The organism is Streptomyces sp. NPDC001530 (assembly GCF_042894545.1).
In the GTDB taxonomy this organism is placed as follows: Bacteria; Actinomycetota; Actinomycetes; order Streptomycetales; family Streptomycetaceae; genus Streptomyces.
Window position 1 is genome coordinate 23,779 of the sequence record NZ_JBIAVS010000043.1, and the last position, 17,323, is coordinate 41,101.

The window sequence follows — 17,323 nt, forward strand, 5'->3', positions numbered from 1 at the left end:
ACGTGTGCGAAGCGGCGCTCGGCCGGTCAACACCTGTGGGTTTCACCTGCTCACGCGGAGGCGCCGGTGGCCTCGACCTCGCGCGCGTACAGGCGGGCCAGCTGGACCCGGGAGCGGACGCCCAGCTTCTCGAAGGCGTGCCGCAGATGGGTGTTCACGGTGTGCGGGGAGACGAACAGCCGTTCCGCTGCCTCGCGGTTGGTGGCGCCGTGCGCGATCAGCCGCACCACGCCGAGCTCCGACCTGGTCGGCCCACGCCATGTCGCGCCGGGCGCGGTGGACGCCGCCACGGGTGTGCCGTCCGCGAGCCGCAGATCGACCGAACGACGGCGCACGGACAGCCGTACCGGCGCCGGCAGCGTGGCGGCGACGGCCTCACGCACCGACGGGTGCACGAAGACGAGGCGTTCCAGTTCGGCCCGCATGAGCCCCGCCGCGAGCACTTCGCGCAGCGGACGCAGCAGCGCCGCCTCCCTGCGGTCCAGCATCCGGGACAGATGCCGCACACTGAGGCTGTCGCCCACCACGGAGGCCGTCAGCACCAGTTCCCTGGCGGGCGACGTCAACTGATCGAGCCGACGCGCGACGACAGCCCCGGCCAACACGTCCTGCCCGGCCCGCCCTTCCTCACTCGCCGCGGCCGTGAGAAGGGCACACGCATGCCGGATCGCCCCCGGCAGCCCGCCCAGCAGCGGCAGGTACGGTTCGGCCTCCCCGGCCCGAGAACCCATGAGGTCCGTCACGAGGAGTCGTACGGAATCCGGGTCCAGGGCCGTGAGCTCGAAGCACTCCGTCCGCTCGGGCGGCAGGTCGCGGCGCAAGGACACGACCGCCGGCACATCGAGGTGGGAGCGCGCGGCGAGCACCCACAGCAGGGGCAGCCCGGCCAGCCGCGCGGTGAGGGTGCGTACCGCGAGCAGCGTCAGATGGTCGCAGTGGTGTACGTCGTCGAGGACGACGAGGACCGGCCGCTCATGGGCGAGTTCCCGCAGACCGTCCTCGACCTGCCGCAGCACCTCGTACGGAGCGCCGGGTTCCCCCGCCCCCGGCACCCGCCGCGCCAGCGCGTCCAGCAGCGGAGCCAGCGGCGGCATGCCACCCCCGGCGCCCCAGCCCGCGGTCAGCGTCACGGCCCCGGCCAGGGCCGCCTTCCCGGCGGCGAAGGCCAGCAGGCAGGACTTCCCGGCGTCGGCGGGGCCTTCGACCCACAGCACTCCGCCCTCGTGACGGTGGACGAGGCGCAGCACCCGCCGATGAAGCCGCTCCCGCTGCGTGCCGTGCCCGCGCGGCGGCGCCTCGGGTACGAGGCGGGCGGCGCCGTTCGCCGTCGGGGGGATGTCGCTCACCCTGGTCAAGGCAGCCTCCAGTGGTCCGTTGGCCGCACGGCCGGCTGGACCAGCACCCATAGCGGCCGTATGCGCACCCCGTCATGGCACTCACACGTGATGTGTCCTCGGTCGACACACATGAGGTGCGCCGTCCGTGACACAGGATGTGTCCTCGCCGCGCCCGGTGGCTGTCAAGGACACCTGAGCCGCGGCAACGGGCCCACCTGACGGACGTTGTGGGGAAAACCCGAGGTCTGCGCGCGCGTTGGCCTGTATCGGGCTCGCCCGCGCCGCTCGACGCCCGGACACCTCCGCAGGTCACCGGGCCTGTGCCCGCCGCAAGGTGGGGTGGGCCCTACAACGGCGTGGGGGAACCCCGAGCAAGGGCGAGGGAGCGCACGACAGACCGGGATGCGGCCCGCTTTGAGACTTGGCGCTTGGATCGGGAGTTCCGGTTGCGGCAAACGCGAGGTGTCGGACAGCCGACACCGCTGGACACCTCTTGAGCCGAACCCCCCACAGAACCCGAGCACCAACGGGTGTCACCGACAGAACGAGAACGCGCCGCGTATGTCGAACACTTGCGGCCGACGAACGGGGAACGGACATGGCTCAACTGGAAACACCTCGGGACGAGGTCCGCGACCGGGTGCGCCAGTCCGTGTATCACCCCATGCATCACCCCGCCCGCCCGGGTGGCGCCCTCACCCGGGTGACGATGCTGGCCGGCTCGCTGGTCTCGGCGGCCGTTGGCGGCCTGCTGATCGTCGTGGCCGTACGCACACCGGCTGCGGCCGGGACGCTGTTCGGGGTGCACATCGCGGTGCAGGGAGTGCTTCAACTGCTGGCCGTGCACCGGTCAATGACCGCCTCGGCGGCCGTCCGGTGGCTGCTGGCCGCGGGCGGCGTCGCCGCGTTGCCGCTGGGCGCGGTCCTCTTCCACGGCTGGGCCGACACGGTGTTCCTGCTTGCGCTGTGGACCGGCTGCGGCTGGCTGCTGCGGGGACTCACCATGGCCATCTCCGTCACCTCGCCCTCGGTGAGCCATGTCTTCGTCTACGACGACGTACTGAACGCGGTGATCGTCTCGGCCGGTCTGTTCATGACCGCTTTCCCTTTCGCGTCGCCGGAGCAGCTGGCCCGTATCGGTGGCTCCGTCCTGGTGGCCACCGCGGCCTTCGAGGCGCTCGCCGCCGCACGCCGGCACGCCCGTACGCTGCGCGCCATCGACTGAGCCCAGCACGACGCAGGAGCACGACAACCCACGTTCCACGCCGGATTACCGGCTGAGGCCCTACTAGGAGGCGACCATGAAGAAGTGCCATCTCGCACTGGAGATCACACACTGGGTGTTCTCCGAGCTCGACCTGCCGCTGCAGTGCGAGTTCTCCTACGACACCCAGGACCCGCTCGCCGTCACTCTGGTCCTCGACGCCGAGGGCGTGCGACCGGTGACCTGGATTCTGTCCCGCGATCTGCTGGCCGACGGCATGACCGCCCGCGTGGGCGAGGGTGACGTGACGCTCTGGCCCGTGCTCGATCACGACGGCGAACCGTCCTCCTTCTGCGTCCGCGTGGGCAGCACCCACAAGGCGGTGTTCGAGATCCCCGCCGAGCCGGTCACGACATGGCTGGCCAGGACCTACGACATGGTGCCGCGGGGCACCGAGTTGGACGGCGTGGACTGGGACGAGCTGGTCCAGCTCGCGGAGTGACATCGGCGGGTTCGGGCCGCCGCAGACAGACGTAGGGAGAGAGAAAGACCGTGGGAAACACACTGCGCCCCTTGCTGACCGACTGGCAGTGGCAGCAACGTGCCGCCTGCCGCGGAATGAGCAGCTCCGTCTTCTTCTCGCCACCGGGCGAGCGGGGCCGGGCGCGCCGCGTCCGCGAGGAGCGGGCCCGCGCTGTCTGCGGCCGGTGCGAGGTCGTCGACATCTGTGCGGCCATGGCCCTGAAGCAGGGGGAGAGTTACGGAGTCTGGGGTGGGCTGTCCGACGATGAGCGTCGACGACTCGGCACGCAAGCCACGCAAGCCACGCAAGCCACGCAAACCACGAGCAGGGCCGAGCCCCACGACTCCGTCACTCGGTGACGGGCGCGGCCCCGACGCCGTCCCCATTGACCCACCCTTCCACCCTTCCTGATCCGCCGTCACCACCGGCCCCGACGGCGGATCAGCCATGTGCCGCGGAAGCCACCTCGGCAGCGGCGGCCGGGGAAGTGACCACCTGGGCTCGGGACAGACCGTCCAGGCGGTGGGTTGTGTACACCAGTAGGGACAGGCTGACGGCTGCAAGGACGGTGTAGACGGTGTCGTCGTCGAAGCTGTCCCAGGCCGTGTGCAGGCCCACCGCGATCGCGTAGACCCGGGCCAGGACCCCGAGGGAGCGGCGCTGCCAGTGGTGGGCCGCGGCCGACCACAGTGCGGCGCTGGTCAGCCCGGTCCATGCCATGTGGGCGGCCGGGCTCAACAGGCCGCGCACCACCAGCAGATGATCCACCACATGCAGGTCGCCGCCGGACTGGACGAGTTCGACGAACGCGTACCCCATCGTCTCGAACACCGCGAAGCCCGCGCCCGACGCGACACCGATGAGCAGGCCGTCGCCGGGGGAGCGGCGCCTGATGAACAAGAGCAGCACAAGGGGCATGACGAGCTTCGCCGCTTCCTCGATCACCCCCACGGCGACCATCGGCAGGACGTCCAGTAGCACCAGCGTCCGGTACTCCAGGAACCCGGCCGTGGTCACCCCGACGGCACCTCCGAGAAGCGCCGTGACGCCGACGACGGACGAGCCGACGCCGAAGTCGAGTCGCCGTCCCGCCACGGAGGTGACGAACGCCGCCCGTACCAGGGCCGCCCCGAAGAAGAGCAGGGCCGGGACCAGATTGGGGTTCCCGGTGGAGATCAGCGCCGAGTGGATCAGCCAGAACAGCAGCAGGCCGACGGCGAGGACGGCCAGCCATCCCCATCGCCGGCCGACCCGGACCAGTCTGCCGTCGTCCCTGCGGGCCGGGTTCTGTGTGTCGGACACGGGGTCCTCCTTTCGCCGAACGGAGTGTGCTGCGCCCGAGGGTGCCCCGCGGGGCGGCGAACCACATCACACAAATGCGTCAAAAGGTACATAAAGCTGATGTCGATCACCCGCCAATCACTTACATGTGTGATGTCCGGCCCGGGGGCGGCGACAACATGTGTGTACGCAGCCGGGAGCGCCGCATCCCGTGACCCGCCGGCAAGGAGAAGTCCCATGGCCGCACCCGTACCGCCCCGCCACGACCCGCGGTCCCCGTGGCGCTCCGAAGGGGTGCCGGGCGGATCGCCCACTCCGGACGGCCGCCGCTCCCGCAACGGGTGCCTGGTGCAGGTCGTCGTCTTCCTCGTCATCTACCTGGCGACCGGTCTGCCCTACAACACCATGCACGGCGACGGCACCACGTCCATCGACTACACGGCCTTCACCGCGCAGCTGGACGCGGGCAACGTCAAGACCGTCTACTCGCGGGGCTCGCAGATCCAGGGCACGCTGAAGCAGGCCCGCAAGGTGCCCGGCGAGGACGGTGCGGACGACAAGACGACCTACGTGCACTTCAAGACGTACAAGCCCGCCTTCGCCGACAGCGACCAGCTGTGGCGGGAGATCGAGCAGAAGAAGGTGTCGGTCTCCGCCTCACCGGTGGCGCAAGGACCCGGGCTCGGCCAGTCCCTGCTGGTGTCGCTGCTGCCGACCGCGCTGCTGATCGTCGTCTGGGTGTTCGTGGCCCGCAAGGCGGGCGGTGGACCAAGTGGCATGGGCGGGGTGTTGGGCCGTAAGCCGCCCAAGCCGGTCGAGGCGGAGCAGGGACGTACGAGCTTCGCCGATGTGGCCGGCATCGACGAGGTGCAGGACGAGCTCAACGACGTCGTCGACTTCCTCAAACGCCCCGACGCCTACCGCCGGATGGGCGCGAAGATGCCCCGGGGGGTACTGCTCGCCGGGCCGCCCGGCACCGGCAAGACGTTGCTCGCGCGGGCGGTGGCGGGTGAGGCCGGGGTGCCGTTCTTCTCCGCTTCCGCGTCCGAGTTCATCGAGATGATCGTCAGCGTGGGCGCGTCCCGGGTGCGGGAACTGTTCACCGAGGCCCGCAAGGTGGCCCCGTCCATCGTGTTCATCGACGAGATCGACACCATCTGCCGGGCCCGCACCGGCTCCGCGGTCGGCGGCCACGACGAACGCGAGCAGACCCTGAACCAGATCCTCACCGAGATGGACGGCTTCTCGGGCTCCGACGGTGTCGTCGTGGTCGCCGCGACCAACCGCGCCGAGATACTCGACCAGGCGCTGACCCGCCCCGGCCGCTTCGACCGGGTGGTGACCGTCTCCCCGCCGGACCGCGCCGGACGCGAAGCCATCCTGCGCATCCACACCCGCTCCATGCCGCTCGCCCCGGACGTCGACTTCGCCCAAGTCGCCCGTACGACACCGGGCATGACCGGCGCTGAACTGGCCAATCTCGCCAACGAGGCCGCCCTCCTCGCCGTCAAGCGGGACCGGGTCCGGGTCACCGGGCACGATCTGTCCGACGCCCTGGAGAAGGTGCAGCTCGGTGCGCAACGCCCGCTGGTGATGCCGCAGGAGGAGCGTCGTCGTACCGCCTACCACGAGAGCGGACACGCCCTGCTCGGGATGCTGCAGCCGGGCGCCGACCCGGTCCGCAAGATCACCATCGTGCCGCGCGGCAGGGCCCTCGGCGTCACGCTGTCCACCCCGGACTCCGACAAGTACGCGTACACCAAGGAATACCTGCGGGGCCGGATCATCGGCGCCCTGGGCGGCATGGCGGCCGAGCGCGTGGTGTTCGGGGTCATCACCACAGGCGCCGAGAACGACCTGGAGCACGTCACCGGCATCGCCCCGCGCGATGGTGGCGCGGTGGGGGATGAGCGACCGGGTGGGCCACCTGTCCGTGCTGCCCGCCGACGACCGGCAGCCCTACGGGATGTCCGCAGCCCCGCACACCTTGGATCTCGTGGACAGCGAGGTCCGCAGGATCGTCGAGGAGTGCTACGGCGAGGCGTGCCTCACGCTGGAGGACAACCGTCACCGGCTGGACGCCCTGGCCGCGGCCCTGCTGGAGCACGAGACGCTGGAGGAGGCGGACGCCTACCGCATCGCCGGGGTCACGTCCCAGACCGATCTCAAGGACCTCAAAGACCTCACTGACCTCACAAAAGAGTGAGCGACCCGCCGATCCCCGCCCCAGCGCACCCGGGCGCCCCCTTCCAAGTCACATGACGGATGCGTGGCCGAAGCCCGACTCTGAGAGTCGTGCCGGCGGCACCGGCGGGCGAGCCGACCGAGCCTGGGGGAACCGCGCGATGACGTCGATCGCCGAGGGGGGATGCGTCTTCGATGTCGTACGACAGCCCGTCCGGGCCGTGGACGCCGATCACACCGTGCGCTACGCGAACCCTGCCGCTGCCGAGGCGATGGGATACGACCGCCCGGCCGATCTGCTGGGCCGCGAAGGCCGTCCGGCCATGGCAGCCGGGCAGCCGGTACCCGAACACGTCGGTGACACCGGCACGTTGCGCGGTGAGGGCACGCTCACATGTGCCGACCGCTCGCTCCTACCGGTGGAGTGGACCGCCAGTACGCCAGGGCCCTGCAGCGGGTCCAGGAATGCATGGTGCGCGCCTTGCCCGGCCTCAACCTGGCACGGCAGGAACTGGGCACGGCTTCTTCACAGGCCCTCGGACTGCTCGGCGGCGCGGCACGCGACACCGAGGAGGCCCTGGCCGGCCTCCGGGAGGTCACCGACGCCCGAGCCCCAGCCCTGGCTGGTCGAGACGCATGTGTACGTCGTCGTCGCGGAGGCCGTCGATCGGGCCGTGGAGCACGCCCGGGCCGCGAACGTCCAGGTGACCGCTGACCTCGCAACCAGCCTGACGGTCACCGTCGTGGACGACGGCAGTCCACCCACTGCGGCGGACCGGGCAGCGCTGACCGCCCTGTTGAGACATGTCACTAGGGCGACAGACGACATGTGAACCGGCACAGTCGCAAGTCACCGTCTTGACAGGTGACGCCTGTGACTGCCATGATTTCGTCACCGCCTCAACCGGTGACATGGAGAGTGGCCTGGTCAGAGGCGGGCAAAATCCTTTCGACCGAGATCGGGAGCACAGTCATGGCAGTCAGCTACACCGCCGTCGTCGACGTCGACGGAGAGGGCCGCAACGGCGGTCATGTCCGTTCCTCCGACGGTCTGCTGGAGACGAGCCTTGCCCTTCCCAAGGAGCTCGGTGGTGCAGGTAGCGCGACCAACCCCGAGCAGCTGCTGGCAGCCGGCTGGGCCGCCTGCTTCCTCGGCGCCCTGCGCCGTGCCGCCACCGGCCGCAAGATCCGGCTCACCAGCACGGCTATCACCGCCGAGGTCACCCTCACGCACGGCGACGATGGCGAGTTCTCCCTCTCCGCGGTCCTCAGCCCCGTGCTCGGCGGCGTCGACGACGCCACCGCCCAGGAGCTCGCGAACGCCGCCCACCAGATTTGCCCGTACTCCAAGGCCACGCGCGACAACGTCCCGGTCACCATCAACGCCAGCGCCGCCGTCTGAGAGCATGACATGGCCTTCCTGACGCGCATACGTGTACGGGCCGCCGAGAAGCGTCGTACAGCGCACCCGCGGCGTGTTTCCGGCGAGTGTGTCTCTGATAAGCATGTTTCCAGTGGGCAGGTGTCCCGAGGTGTGGCCGCCGCCGAGGGCGGCCGCGACTGGCCGACGGACGCGCAGGTGTGGGGCTGGGCGGAGAGTGCGGTGCTGTCGGGGTACGGCCCCGGGGCCGGGAGCTTTCTCTGACGGGCGGCCCGATGGAGGGGAGGGCGGCCGGACCGGGCACCGGCTCGTGCCGGACCGGCCACCCCACGCAGCAGGAACGTCAGTGGCGTCGGCCGTGACCTTCGAGAACACCCTCGACCGCGGTGGCCATCGCACTCTCACCCGTGGCGTTGGGGTGCACCGGCGCCGCCGGAGTCTCGGGAGCGAAGGTCTCGATCCACCGCTCGCCGGTCGGCTTGCAGAGGTCGTGTCCGACGGTCGGCGTGTACGTGTTCACGTATTCCGCCCCGCCGCGGCGGGCCTGGCGGGCCAGCATCGCGTTGAGTTCCTTCTCCTTGTCGCGGAGCCAGGCGAAGTCGCCCGCGGCCAGCGGCACCTTGCTGCTGGTGCACCCGACACCGTCCTCGGGGAAGAGGTCGGGGTAGCCGACCACCACGACACGGGCGTGCGGCGCGCGGCGGTGGATGCCACGCAGGACCTGGGCGACCTTCGGTCCGGTCGCGGAGATCGCGTCCGTGATCCGGTCCGCTCCGCTGCCCGCGAAGTGGGCCTCGCAGGGGGCGCCCGCCGGGTTGCCGGACGTGAGCTGGGCGCAGGTGCCGAGCACGGTCGAGAACCCGATGTCGTTGCCGCCGATGGTGACGGTGACCAGGCCGGTGCCCCGGTTCAGGGCGTCGAGCTGAGCCGGTACACCGTCGGTCTGCGGGGCCGTCATGTCGTCGGTGGTGGCGCCCGCGCAGCTGACGTCCGTCAGCGTCGCGGACCGCGAACGTGCCACCAGCGAGGGGTAGTTCTGGTCGGAACGCTGACAGGTCGCGTCGACCTGGGTGGGTACGAGCGGCGCGGAGGCGTAAGAGTCACCGAGGGCCACGTAGTCCACTCGGTGCCGGCTCTCGGTGCCGGTGCTCGCCGCAGCCGTCCCGGCCGGGGCGAGGGAGGCTGCGGCGGAGAGCAGCGTGGCACCCGCCGTCAGTGCCCGGCCGGCGCGGGAGGTGGGGAAGAGTTTTCTCAAGATCCGTCCTTCCATTCGGTCGACAGCCCCGTCCGGGGCCCAACAGACACACGTATCCGCCAGCCGTCCGGTGCGGTGGCTTCGGTAACGAATCGGCCAACGCACCCCAAGACGCACCGTCACTTGACTGAGGCGGCACATGTCGACCGCGGCCGACACTGAGCGCACGGCGCCCGCCTGCGCAGGGGACCAAACCGTCGAAAGTGAGATCACAGCCATGGACATGAAGCTCGAAGTCGTCATCCTGCCCGTCTCCGACGTGGACCGGGCCAAGGGCTTCTACGTCGAGCAGCTCGGCTGGCGCCTCGACGCCGACTTCCCGATCAACGACGGCTATCGGATCGTGCAGGTGACTCCACCGGGCTCCGCGTGCTCGATCATCTTCGGCAAGGGGCTCACCCGTCAGGAGCCGGGCACGCTCCACGGCCTTCAGCTGACCGTGACCGACATCCTCAAGGCCCAGGAGGAGCTGACCTCGTACGGCGTGGAGGTCCACGGCCCGTTCCGCGACGAGACGGGTGCCTTCCACCATGCCGGTGACACCCACCGCGTGCTGGGCCTGCACCCGGAGCGGGCCAGCTACGGCACCTTCGCCGCCTTCAAGGATCTGGACGGCAACGAGTGGTTCCTCCAGGAGGTCACCGAGCGCGCCCCCGGCCGCTGAGACCCGCCTGACCCCACCCATCCGCCCGGCGCACAGCCAACGGAGGACACATGCCGACCGAGAACACCCGCACGTACGACGTCATAGTGATCGGCGCTGGGCCGGTTGGTGAGAACGTCGCGGACCGGACCACCGCCGCCGGTCTGAGCACCGTCATCGTGGAGAGCGAACTGGCCGGCGGCGACTGTTCGTACTGGGCCTGCGAACCCAGCAAGGCCCTGCTGCGACCCGCCCTGTTCCGGGCCGACGCCGCGCACGTCCCGGGGCTCGATCCCGCCGTCAAGGGACCGCTGGACGTCGAGGCCGTTCTGGCGCATCGCGATCGCATGTCCGCCCACTGGAAGGACGACGGCCAGGTCGAATGGATCGGGTCGGTCGGTATCGATCTGCTGCGCGGGCATGGCCGGTTGGCGGGGGAGCGCGAGGTGTCGGTGGAGACGCCCGACGGCGACGTCGTCCGGCTGCGGGCCCGGCACGCCGTCGCCGTGTGCACCGGCAGCCGTGCGGCCCTGCCCCCGCTGCCCGGGATCGAGGAACTGCGCCCCTGGACAAGCCGGGAGGCCACCAGCGCCGAGCAGCCGCCCGGACGGCTGGTGATCGTGGGTGCCGGTGTGGTGGGCATCGAGATGGCCACCGCCTGGCAGGCACTGGGCAGCCGGGTGACCCTGCTCGCCCGGGAGTACGGACTGCTGCCCCGGATGGAGCCCTTCGCGGGGGAGTTGGTCACCGAGCGGCTGCAGGAGGCCGGTGCGGACGTACGTTTCGGCGTCTTTGTCGTAGACGCCAAGAGGGCGGACGGCGGGGGTGGCAAGGGCGGGGGTGAGGTCCGGGTCTGGCTGTCGGACGGTGCCGAGCTCACCGCCGACGAGATCCTCTTCGCCACCGGCCGCGCCCCGCGCTCGGAGGACATCGGGCTCGACACCGTGGGGCTGGAGCCGGGGGACTGGCTCGCCGTCGACGACAGCCTGACCGTCACCGCGGTTCCGGGGGAGTGGCTGTATGCCGTCGGCGATGTCAACCGGCGGGCCCTGTTCACCCACCAGGGCAAGTACCAGGCCCGCGTCGCCGGTTCGGTGATCGCCGCCCGGGCGCGGGGCGAGCAGTTGGATACGGGCCGTTGGGCGCCGCACAGCAGCACGGCCGACGTCGAGGCCGTCCCCGGTGTCGTCTTCACCGACCCCACGGTCGCGAGCGTCGGCCTGACCGTGCGGGAGGCCGAGCGCCTCGGCCGGGACGTCGAGGTCGTCGACTACGAGATCGGGCACCTCGCGGGCGCCGTCCAGTACCGCCCCGACTACCGGGGCAGGGCCCGCATCCTCGTCGACCGGGACCGGCAGGTCGTCGTCGGCGCCACCTTCGTCGGGCCTGGCGTGGACGAACTGCTGTACTCGGCGACCGTCGCCATCACCGGGGAGGTACCGGTCGAACGCCTCTGGCACGCCGTACCCGCCTTCCCCACCATCAGCGAGGTGTGGCTGCGCCTGCTGGAGACGAGGAGGGACTCATGACCACCGCACGCGACCTCGTGCTCGTCGCCCTGGGCATGCCGTCCGACCAACTCGTGGGCCAGGGGGACCTGTCGCTCGCGCTCGCGGGGGCCGAAGCGATCGACCTGCCGCAGAGCGGGGCACTGCGCCTGGACGGCGACCGCATGGTGCCCGGCCCGCAGGCGGTGTCCGGTGACCCGCTGCTGGACCAGGCGGATGCCTCACTCGCCCGGCAGGGGCCGTACGAGACGGTCGACGAGTGGCTGTGGCGCCGCGCCGACGACCTCGCGCCTGCCTATGCCGATGCCCTGGAGCGGGCCGGGCTCGTCATTCATCCGCACGGCCACGGCTTCCGGCTGTTGTCCGGGCGGGCCGTACTGGCCGATTCGCAGGCGTGCCGCGAGGCGGAGGAGCGCAGGGCCTCTGGCGAGCCCGTTCTCGCCGGGCTGCTGGCGGCCTCGGGAATCGAAGGCTCAGATGAGGAGCCGTCCGGCGTCGGCGACAGCCCCCTCGACGACGCCGTCACGACCGTACTGGCCGCCGTCGGTGACGCGGTGATGCGGCTGGAGGCCGTACGACTGCGGCGGGACGTCGAGAATGCCGCGTTCGACAACGTGTGGCGCGGGTGGTAGGCGCCGCTGTGGCCGCGAAGGTGGTGGTTCCGGCGCGACCGACCGTGCCTGAATCTCACCGGAACCAACTCGCCTGAGCGTCCGTCCGTCAACGCGTGACGTCGTAAACCCTGTTGGTGAAGGTCTCGACGGCGAGCCGCCAATTGCGCAGACCGACCTCGATGCCGATCTCCCTGAGGGCGTCCTGACCGGGGTGGTTTCCCAGCGCGTGCGGGCCGTTCTGTGCGAGGGCCACCGGCAGACACAGGACGGGCGAGGTGGAGGCGAAGGACCGGCCGATCGCGTTGATGTTCTCCCCAGGTTCGGCCGATACGTTCGGCTCGACGACCAGGCAGCTTCCGCCGTCCGCGAGAGTCTCTTCGGCACGCCGGAGCGCCGCATCGGGGTCACCGAGGTCGTGGAGGCAGTCGAAGAACGTGACGAGGTCGTAATCGCCGCCGGGGAAGTCGTGTGCGGCGGCGACCTCGAACGTCACGCGGTCTTCGACACCGCACTCCTTGGCCAGCTTGCGGGCCGCTTCGATGGAGGGCTCGTAGAAGTCGAAGCCGTGGAAGCGGGCCTGCGGGAACGCCTTGGCCATGAGCACGGTCGAGTGACCGAAGCCGCACCCGACGTCGGCGACCGAGGCGCCGCGCTGCAGCTTGGGCTCGACACCCTCCAGGGCGGGCAGCCACGTCTGGACGAGGACGGCGTCGTAGCCGGGCTTGAAGAAGGCGGCGACGCCCTCGGCCAGTTCCGGCCCGTAGTCCCGCCAGCTCACGCCGCCACCGTTGCGGTGGGCGTTCGCCGGCGCCTCCTCGGAGCCGTAGAGGGCCTTCAGCACGGTGAAGCCGCCACCGACGTATGGGGGCAGGGAGCAGTCGGCGAGTACGGCCGTGTGTTCGTCCGGGAAAATACACGTGTTCGTCTCGGGGGGAGTGCAGCACGTAGGCGCCGGCGACCTGCCCGTCCAGCCACTCGCGGACATAGCGCTCGACGAGCCCCGTCCTGTCGGCCAGTTCGGCCGAGGTGAGCGGCCGGCGTCTGCCATCGCCCGGTACAGCCCGAGGCGGACACCGAGAGATGTCGACAACCCGGCGAAGGCGGCGGCGCTGTCCGCGACCACCCGCTCGAGGAATTCCATTACGCGATTCTCGTCCGACATGTGATGAACCTGGTTCACACGGTCGGTCGAGGTGTCTCGCCCGTCCCGCGAGGCGGGATGCTTCGCACGCGGTGTGTGCCGCCGTCCGGCAGTGGACCACCGCCCGCGGGACAAGCAGACGAGTCAGTCGGAGCTGTCGCTGTCCGCCGCACCCCTCTTGACCAGGGTGTACATGACGGAGCGCTGCCGCTTGTGACGCCTGATACGGCCCTTGGCGACCAGGGATTCGAGGGTGTTCCGCACCACCTGCGGTGTGGGGTCGCGGTCCGGGTGCTTCTCGAGGAGTTCGTCGCGCAGTTCCTTCGCCAGACGCGGTTCCTCGTACTGGCCGAGCAGGTCCGCCAGCAGGTCACCGAGCAGAGGCTGACGCGACTTCCCCTTCGCGTCGGCCTTCGCCGTCTTGCCGGTCGGAGCGCTCTTGGCCGACGCCGAGCGTCGGGAGGCGGCTCCGGTGGACGCCTTCTCCGCCTTCGCGACGACGGGCTCGTCCTGCAACTGCTCGGGCAGCCGGGACGCGTCGGCGAAACCCTCGTACCGCTCGGCGAGGTTGAGGATGTCCGCGAGGAGGGCTTCCTCCTGCTTCAACACGGAGATCCTCTCCGCCAGCTCCTGCTGTCGCCGACGGTTCTCCTCCAAGTCCGACGCGGCTTGTGCTACGTACCGCGACCGGAGCGTGGCGGCTGATTGGCTGGTCACAACCGTTCACTCCCTCGATATGATGACGTTGCGCATGGTACCCATGCCGCGGGTCCCGTGTGGATAAGTGTCAACGCCAGATGGTTCCACCGACATGTTCACTCTTCACGATAAGCGCTGATGTGCCCGTGCATAGAGCAAGTGTGGTTGTTCTTCGGTTTCCCGAGCTTAGACGGTGTCACACGCACGAGGTCACCGTCGAACGTACTGCCCGGTAAGTGTGTTGTTGAACCGCTGGTGACCGGGTTGCGCCGTCTGAGGGAGGTGACTGATCACCGGGTCGCGTGCTCGCGGGCCGTGGCGGCGGCCTCCTGGGCCGAGCCTTGGTACACGGGCCCGCGGCCGGGCAGGAGAAGGCCCGCGTCCAGGTTCTCCAGCACGGTCAGGGAGTCGAGGGCCCGCGCCCGGTCGGTGTGGAACATGTCGGGCAGCAGCTGTGGACCGCTGATCCGTGACGTGGGGTGCGCGGTGACCAGGGCGTCACCGGTGATCAGGATGCCGCTCCCGGGCAGGTGGTAGGCGCAGTGTCCCTTGGTGTGCCCGGGTGTGCGCACGGGCACCCGGCGCCCCGGGCAGGTCCAGGGCACCCCGCGCCGGGAACGCCTGCGGCTCGCAGACCGGCACATGCGTGGTGCCGCCGGCGCGCAGGGCGTGTATGGCCCACGGCAGCACTCCGGGCCGCCACGCCTGCGCGAGCACCTGTCCCACGGACACCTGGTCGAGGAAGCCGCGGCGGGCTTGCGGCACCTCCTCCCGGTGCATGAGGACCGGCACGTCGAAATGGGCGCGCAGGTGCTCGGCCGTCCGACCTCACACACACCTGACGGCGTCGCACACGGAGTCCGTCAGCGCCACCACGGCCGCCCGCAGATCCGGCGGCAGTGGGGCGTAGGACGAAGCGGGCCTACGGCCCCACAACGGCCCCTGAGGTCGTGGTCTCGTCGTCTCGCGGGTGACCTGGACCGGCAGCCCCGCACTGGCCATCGCGGCGCTGAACCGGGCTGCGACCTCGGCTCGCGCCGTGCTCAGGGCTTCCAGGACGCTGTCGCCGAGCTGGGCGGCGGGCATCTCCCGGAACCGTTCGTCGACGAATCGGATACTCGCCGGGCGGCCGTCAGCGCCCACGGTGACCTCCACGACGTCGTCCCTTGAGCAGGCCGTCACCGACAGCGCCCTCATCTGTTCCCGCGCTCTGGTCAGAGCCCCGTACCGCTCGGCGAAGTCGGCAAGGGTCTGCTCCAGGCGTCTCACCGGTGGTGTCTCCATCGTCCTCCTCTGCCGGCGCGGCCACCCGACACACCAAGGACACGAGAGGATCTCACATTTGGTTCACACATGAACTCACATGTGCGCCAGTAATATGCTCGCTGCCGAGCGCACACCCTCACTTGGAGGACCCTTGTTCAGCATCACCGTACGTGACCACATGATGGTCGCCCACAGCTTCCGTGGCGAGGTTTTCGGACCCGCCCAGCGACTGCACGGGGCGACGTTCGTCGTGGACGCGACGTTCCGGCGCCCGGAGCTGGACGACGACAACATCGTCGTGGACATCGGTCTGGCCACCGCCGAACTCGGCAAGTTGATCGCCGAGTTCAACTACCGCAACCTCGACGACGAGGAGCGGTTCCAGCAGATCAACACCTCGACGGAGTACCTGGCCAAGGTGATCGCCGACCAGCTGGTCGAGGCCATCCACGCGGGGTCGCTGGGGGAGGGGGCCCGGGGAATCCGCGAGGTGGTCGTGACGCTGCACGAGTCGCACATCGCGTGGGCCAGCTACGAGCGCAGCGTCTGACGCCCCGGGGCTCTCCCCGTACGGCTCAGCCGCGCACCGTGACCGGGGGAGTGTTGTACCCCTCCGCCCGTAGCCTCGGCCGGCCCGAGGGCAGCGCCGACTCGGGCCACGACAGCGTCACCGTGCGCGACTCGCCGGGCAGCAGCCACAGGTAGTTGTCGTCGTAGAGGGTCGGCAGGACGCGGGCGCCGTCCTCGTCCAGCAGGGAGAGCCGGACCATCGCGGCGACCATGGACCCGCGGTTGCGGACCGTGGCGGTCGTCGTACGCCGGTCCCCGTCGTGGGACACCCGGGTCAGGGACGCCGACAGCCCGGCCTGCCGGACCTGGTCGAGGGCGCGCAGCGCCTCGGGTGTGCGGCAGCGCCAGTAGGTGTTGCGGGACAGGAGCTTGCCGTCGGAGTCCTCCAGGGTCAGGCGGAGCAGGTGCAGGTCCGGCAGGTCGTCCGTGGGGGCCGCGGTGAACGCCGTCGCCGTGGCGGCCGGGTCCACGTCCACGCGCGCCTGCCGCGTGCTCGCGATACGGCGGCCCGACAGGTCGTACGTCTCCGCCGTGACCGTCGCCCGCTGCAGCGCCATGCGGGTGTGGTTGACGGCGATGACCTGCCACTTCACCGGGTCGGCCTGGACGTGCAGGGGCTCGCAGGCGCTGCGGCAGCCGAAGTAGGCGCCGTTGACGTCGAAGTCGTAGTCGTAGGTCTGCCACACCGTGCTGTGCCAGGCGGGGTGGGACATCCACAGCATCAACCCGCTGGCATTGTCCCAGAGATGGGCGTTCCAGGCCTCGAACATGGCGCGGAAGTTCTCGTAGTTGACGAACTGCGCCTTGCGCGTGAAGTCGTCCAGGTCGCGGGCGGTACCGAGGCGGGTCTCGATGGCCGCCTTGTAGTGCTGCGGGGCCTGGTTGCCGCGCTCGCTCCAGTCGTGGTGGTACCAGGCGCCGCCGATCGGCCACTCCGGCCCGTCGTCGCCGAGCATGGCGCGGGTGCTGGCGGCGGTGGAGACGACGGGCATGCCGATCTCGGTGTGGAAGCCGAAGTCCTTGCTGCCGTAGGTGGCGGGGTCGAAGTACTTCTCCGGCTCGACCCAGCCGTACGGGCCGCCGCCGGTGACGACGCCGCCGGCCGAGTTGCTCTGGTAGAGCAGGCCCGGCGCCTGGCTCTCGACCGCCTTGCGCAGGCCCTCGTCCACCGCGGCGGGCGGGTTGCCCTCGTTGGCGCCGCACCACACCGCGATGCTCGGATGACTGCGGTAACGCAGGACGGTGTCGCGGGCCACGGACAAGAACGCCTCGTGGTCCGGCGGGTCCATGGCCCAGGCGTTGGGGAAGTCGTTCCACACCAGGATGCCGTGCGCGTCGCAGGCGGCGTAGAACTCCTCGCGGTTGCTGCTGCCGACCCAGTTGCGGATCATCGTGAAGTTCATGGCCCGGTGCATGCGCACCGCCGCGTCCATCCGCTCGGCGGGCATCCGGCGCAGTAGCTCGTCCCAGCCCCAGTTGCCGCCGCGCACCAGCACCCGCACACCGTTGACGCTGATCTTCAGCGGGTCGGGGGTGTTGGTGACGGTAGTGACATCGGTCCAGGTGTCTCCGTCGTCGGAGACCTGGATGGTGTACGTCTTCGGGTACGCCTGCTCCCACAGGACCGCGACCCGGTCGAAGCGCCGGGCGGAGCCGAGGTCGACCTGGACCCACTGATGGTCCTCGTAGGCGGAGGACCAGCGGGTGCCGGGGTCGC

17 protein-coding genes and 3 pseudogenes are annotated in these 17,323 nt (G+C 70.4%); 11 read left to right on the forward strand and 9 right to left on the reverse strand.

The features are described 5' to 3' along the window. Window positions 1-50: 50 nt before the first annotated feature. Window positions 51-1,346, reverse strand: coding sequence for a LuxR C-terminal-related transcriptional regulator (locus ACFY0T_RS47780; protein WP_388884925.1), 1,296 nt, complete (start codon window positions 1,344-1,346; stop codon window positions 51-53). Between the two features lie 589 nt (window positions 1,347-1,935). Here ACFY0T_RS47780 and ACFY0T_RS47785 point away from each other — a divergent pair. The 3 genes from ACFY0T_RS47785 to ACFY0T_RS47795 all read left to right on the forward strand — a co-directional run bounded on the left by ACFY0T_RS47785 (window position 1,936) and on the right by ACFY0T_RS47795 (window position 3,423). Continuing rightward, window positions 1,936-2,562, forward strand: coding sequence for a hypothetical protein (locus tag ACFY0T_RS47785; RefSeq protein WP_388884927.1), 627 nt, complete (start codon window positions 1,936-1,938; stop codon window positions 2,560-2,562). Window positions 2,563-2,638: 76 nt separating this feature from the next. Further along, on the forward strand, window positions 2,639-3,043 hold the full coding sequence (locus ACFY0T_RS47790; RefSeq protein ID WP_388884929.1) for an SsgA family sporulation/cell division regulator: 405 nt from the start codon (window positions 2,639-2,641) through the stop codon (window positions 3,041-3,043). 50 nt (window positions 3,044-3,093) lie between these two features. After that, on the forward strand, window positions 3,094-3,423 hold the full coding sequence (locus ACFY0T_RS47795; protein WP_388884931.1) for a WhiB family transcriptional regulator: 330 nt from the start codon (window positions 3,094-3,096) through the stop codon (window positions 3,421-3,423). 82 nt (window positions 3,424-3,505) lie between these two features. Here ACFY0T_RS47795 and ACFY0T_RS47800 read toward each other — a convergent pair whose 3' ends face one another. Then, window positions 3,506-4,366, reverse strand: a complete 861-nt coding sequence (locus ACFY0T_RS47800; RefSeq protein ID WP_388884933.1) for a PrsW family intramembrane metalloprotease — start codon at window positions 4,364-4,366, stop codon at window positions 3,506-3,508. Between the two features lie 216 nt (window positions 4,367-4,582). On the opposite strand from ACFY0T_RS47800, the pseudogene ftsH reads away from it, so the two are divergent. The 4 genes and pseudogenes from ftsH to ACFY0T_RS47820 all read left to right on the forward strand — a co-directional run bounded on the left by ftsH (window position 4,583) and on the right by ACFY0T_RS47820 (window position 8,174). Continuing rightward, window positions 4,583-6,551, forward strand: a pseudogene (gene ftsH / locus ACFY0T_RS47805) (ATP-dependent zinc metalloprotease FtsH). Window positions 6,552-6,690: 139 nt separating this feature from the next. Beyond that, entirely contained in the window at window positions 6,691-7,362 is a 672-nt protein-coding gene (locus ACFY0T_RS47810; RefSeq protein WP_388884935.1) for a PAS domain-containing protein, read from the forward strand. Between the two features lie 140 nt (window positions 7,363-7,502). Next, window positions 7,503-7,931 carry an organic hydroperoxide resistance protein gene (locus ACFY0T_RS47815; RefSeq protein ID WP_388884937.1) on the forward strand — a complete coding sequence of 143 codons (429 nt, stop codon included), beginning with the start codon at window positions 7,503-7,505 and terminating at the stop codon, window positions 7,929-7,931. A gap of 120 nt (window positions 7,932-8,051) precedes the next feature. After that, window positions 8,052-8,174 (forward strand): hypothetical protein, encoded by a 123-nt coding sequence (locus tag ACFY0T_RS47820; RefSeq protein ID WP_388884939.1) that lies wholly within the window; start codon window positions 8,052-8,054, stop codon window positions 8,172-8,174. A 79-nt stretch (window positions 8,175-8,253) separates the two neighbouring features. Here the strand turns inward: ACFY0T_RS47820 and ACFY0T_RS47825 are convergent, their stop codons facing one another. Beyond that, on the reverse strand, window positions 8,254-9,165 hold the full coding sequence (locus tag ACFY0T_RS47825; RefSeq protein ID WP_388884941.1) for an SGNH/GDSL hydrolase family protein: 912 nt from the start codon (window positions 9,163-9,165) through the stop codon (window positions 8,254-8,256). A 217-nt stretch (window positions 9,166-9,382) separates the two neighbouring features. On the opposite strand from ACFY0T_RS47825, the gene ACFY0T_RS47830 reads away from it, so the two are divergent. From ACFY0T_RS47830 to ACFY0T_RS47840, 3 genes are read left to right on the forward strand one after another with little or no spacing between them, the layout of a single operon-like run. Continuing rightward, a complete protein-coding gene (locus tag ACFY0T_RS47830; protein ID WP_388884943.1) occupies window positions 9,383-9,829 on the forward strand; it encodes a VOC family protein in 447 nt (148 codons plus the stop codon). A 50-nt stretch (window positions 9,830-9,879) separates the two neighbouring features. Beyond that, entirely contained in the window at window positions 9,880-11,337 is a 1,458-nt protein-coding gene (locus ACFY0T_RS47835; protein ID WP_388884945.1) for a dihydrolipoyl dehydrogenase family protein, read from the forward strand. Next, window positions 11,334-11,948, forward strand: a complete 615-nt coding sequence (locus ACFY0T_RS47840) for a GPP34 family phosphoprotein (RefSeq protein ID WP_388884947.1) — start codon at window positions 11,334-11,336, stop codon at window positions 11,946-11,948. The genes ACFY0T_RS47835 and ACFY0T_RS47840 overlap by 4 nt, the downstream gene beginning before the upstream one ends. 88 nt (window positions 11,949-12,036) lie before the next feature. On the opposite strand, the gene ACFY0T_RS47845 is transcribed toward ACFY0T_RS47840, so the two are convergent. The 5 genes and pseudogenes from ACFY0T_RS47845 to ACFY0T_RS47865 all read right to left on the reverse strand — a co-directional run bounded on the left by ACFY0T_RS47845 (window position 12,037) and on the right by ACFY0T_RS47865 (window position 15,054). Further along, the gene (locus tag ACFY0T_RS47845) at window positions 12,037-12,978 is read right to left on the reverse strand and encodes a class I SAM-dependent methyltransferase (RefSeq protein WP_388884961.1); all 942 of its coding nucleotides are present in this window, start codon (window positions 12,976-12,978) and stop codon (window positions 12,037-12,039) included. Further along, window positions 12,896-13,192, reverse strand: a pseudogene (locus ACFY0T_RS47850) (hypothetical protein); the annotation flags it as partial. The pseudogene ACFY0T_RS47850 and the gene ACFY0T_RS47845, both read right to left, overlap by 83 nt. 23 nt (window positions 13,193-13,215) lie before the next feature. Continuing rightward, entirely contained in the window at window positions 13,216-13,788 is a 573-nt protein-coding gene (locus ACFY0T_RS47855; protein WP_388884949.1) for a hypothetical protein, read from the reverse strand. A 272-nt stretch (window positions 13,789-14,060) separates the two neighbouring features. After that, a pseudogene (locus ACFY0T_RS47860) lies at window positions 14,061-14,592 on the reverse strand (MBL fold metallo-hydrolase); the annotation flags it as partial. Window positions 14,593-14,598: 6 nt separating this feature from the next. Beyond that, complete coding sequence (locus ACFY0T_RS47865) at window positions 14,599-15,054, reverse strand: YbaB/EbfC family nucleoid-associated protein (protein WP_388884951.1); 456 nt, start codon at window positions 15,052-15,054, stop codon at window positions 14,599-14,601. A gap of 133 nt (window positions 15,055-15,187) precedes the next feature. On the opposite strand from ACFY0T_RS47865, the gene ACFY0T_RS47870 reads away from it, so the two are divergent. Further along, window positions 15,188-15,586: a 6-pyruvoyl tetrahydropterin synthase family protein gene (locus ACFY0T_RS47870; RefSeq protein WP_388884953.1), complete on the forward strand. Its 399-nt coding sequence runs from the start codon at window positions 15,188-15,190 to the stop codon at window positions 15,584-15,586. 25 nt (window positions 15,587-15,611) lie between these two features. Here ACFY0T_RS47870 and ACFY0T_RS47875 read toward each other — a convergent pair. After that, window positions 15,612-17,323: discoidin domain-containing protein (locus ACFY0T_RS47875; protein ID WP_388884955.1), on the reverse strand; the 1,712-nt coding region annotated here is incomplete at its 5' end.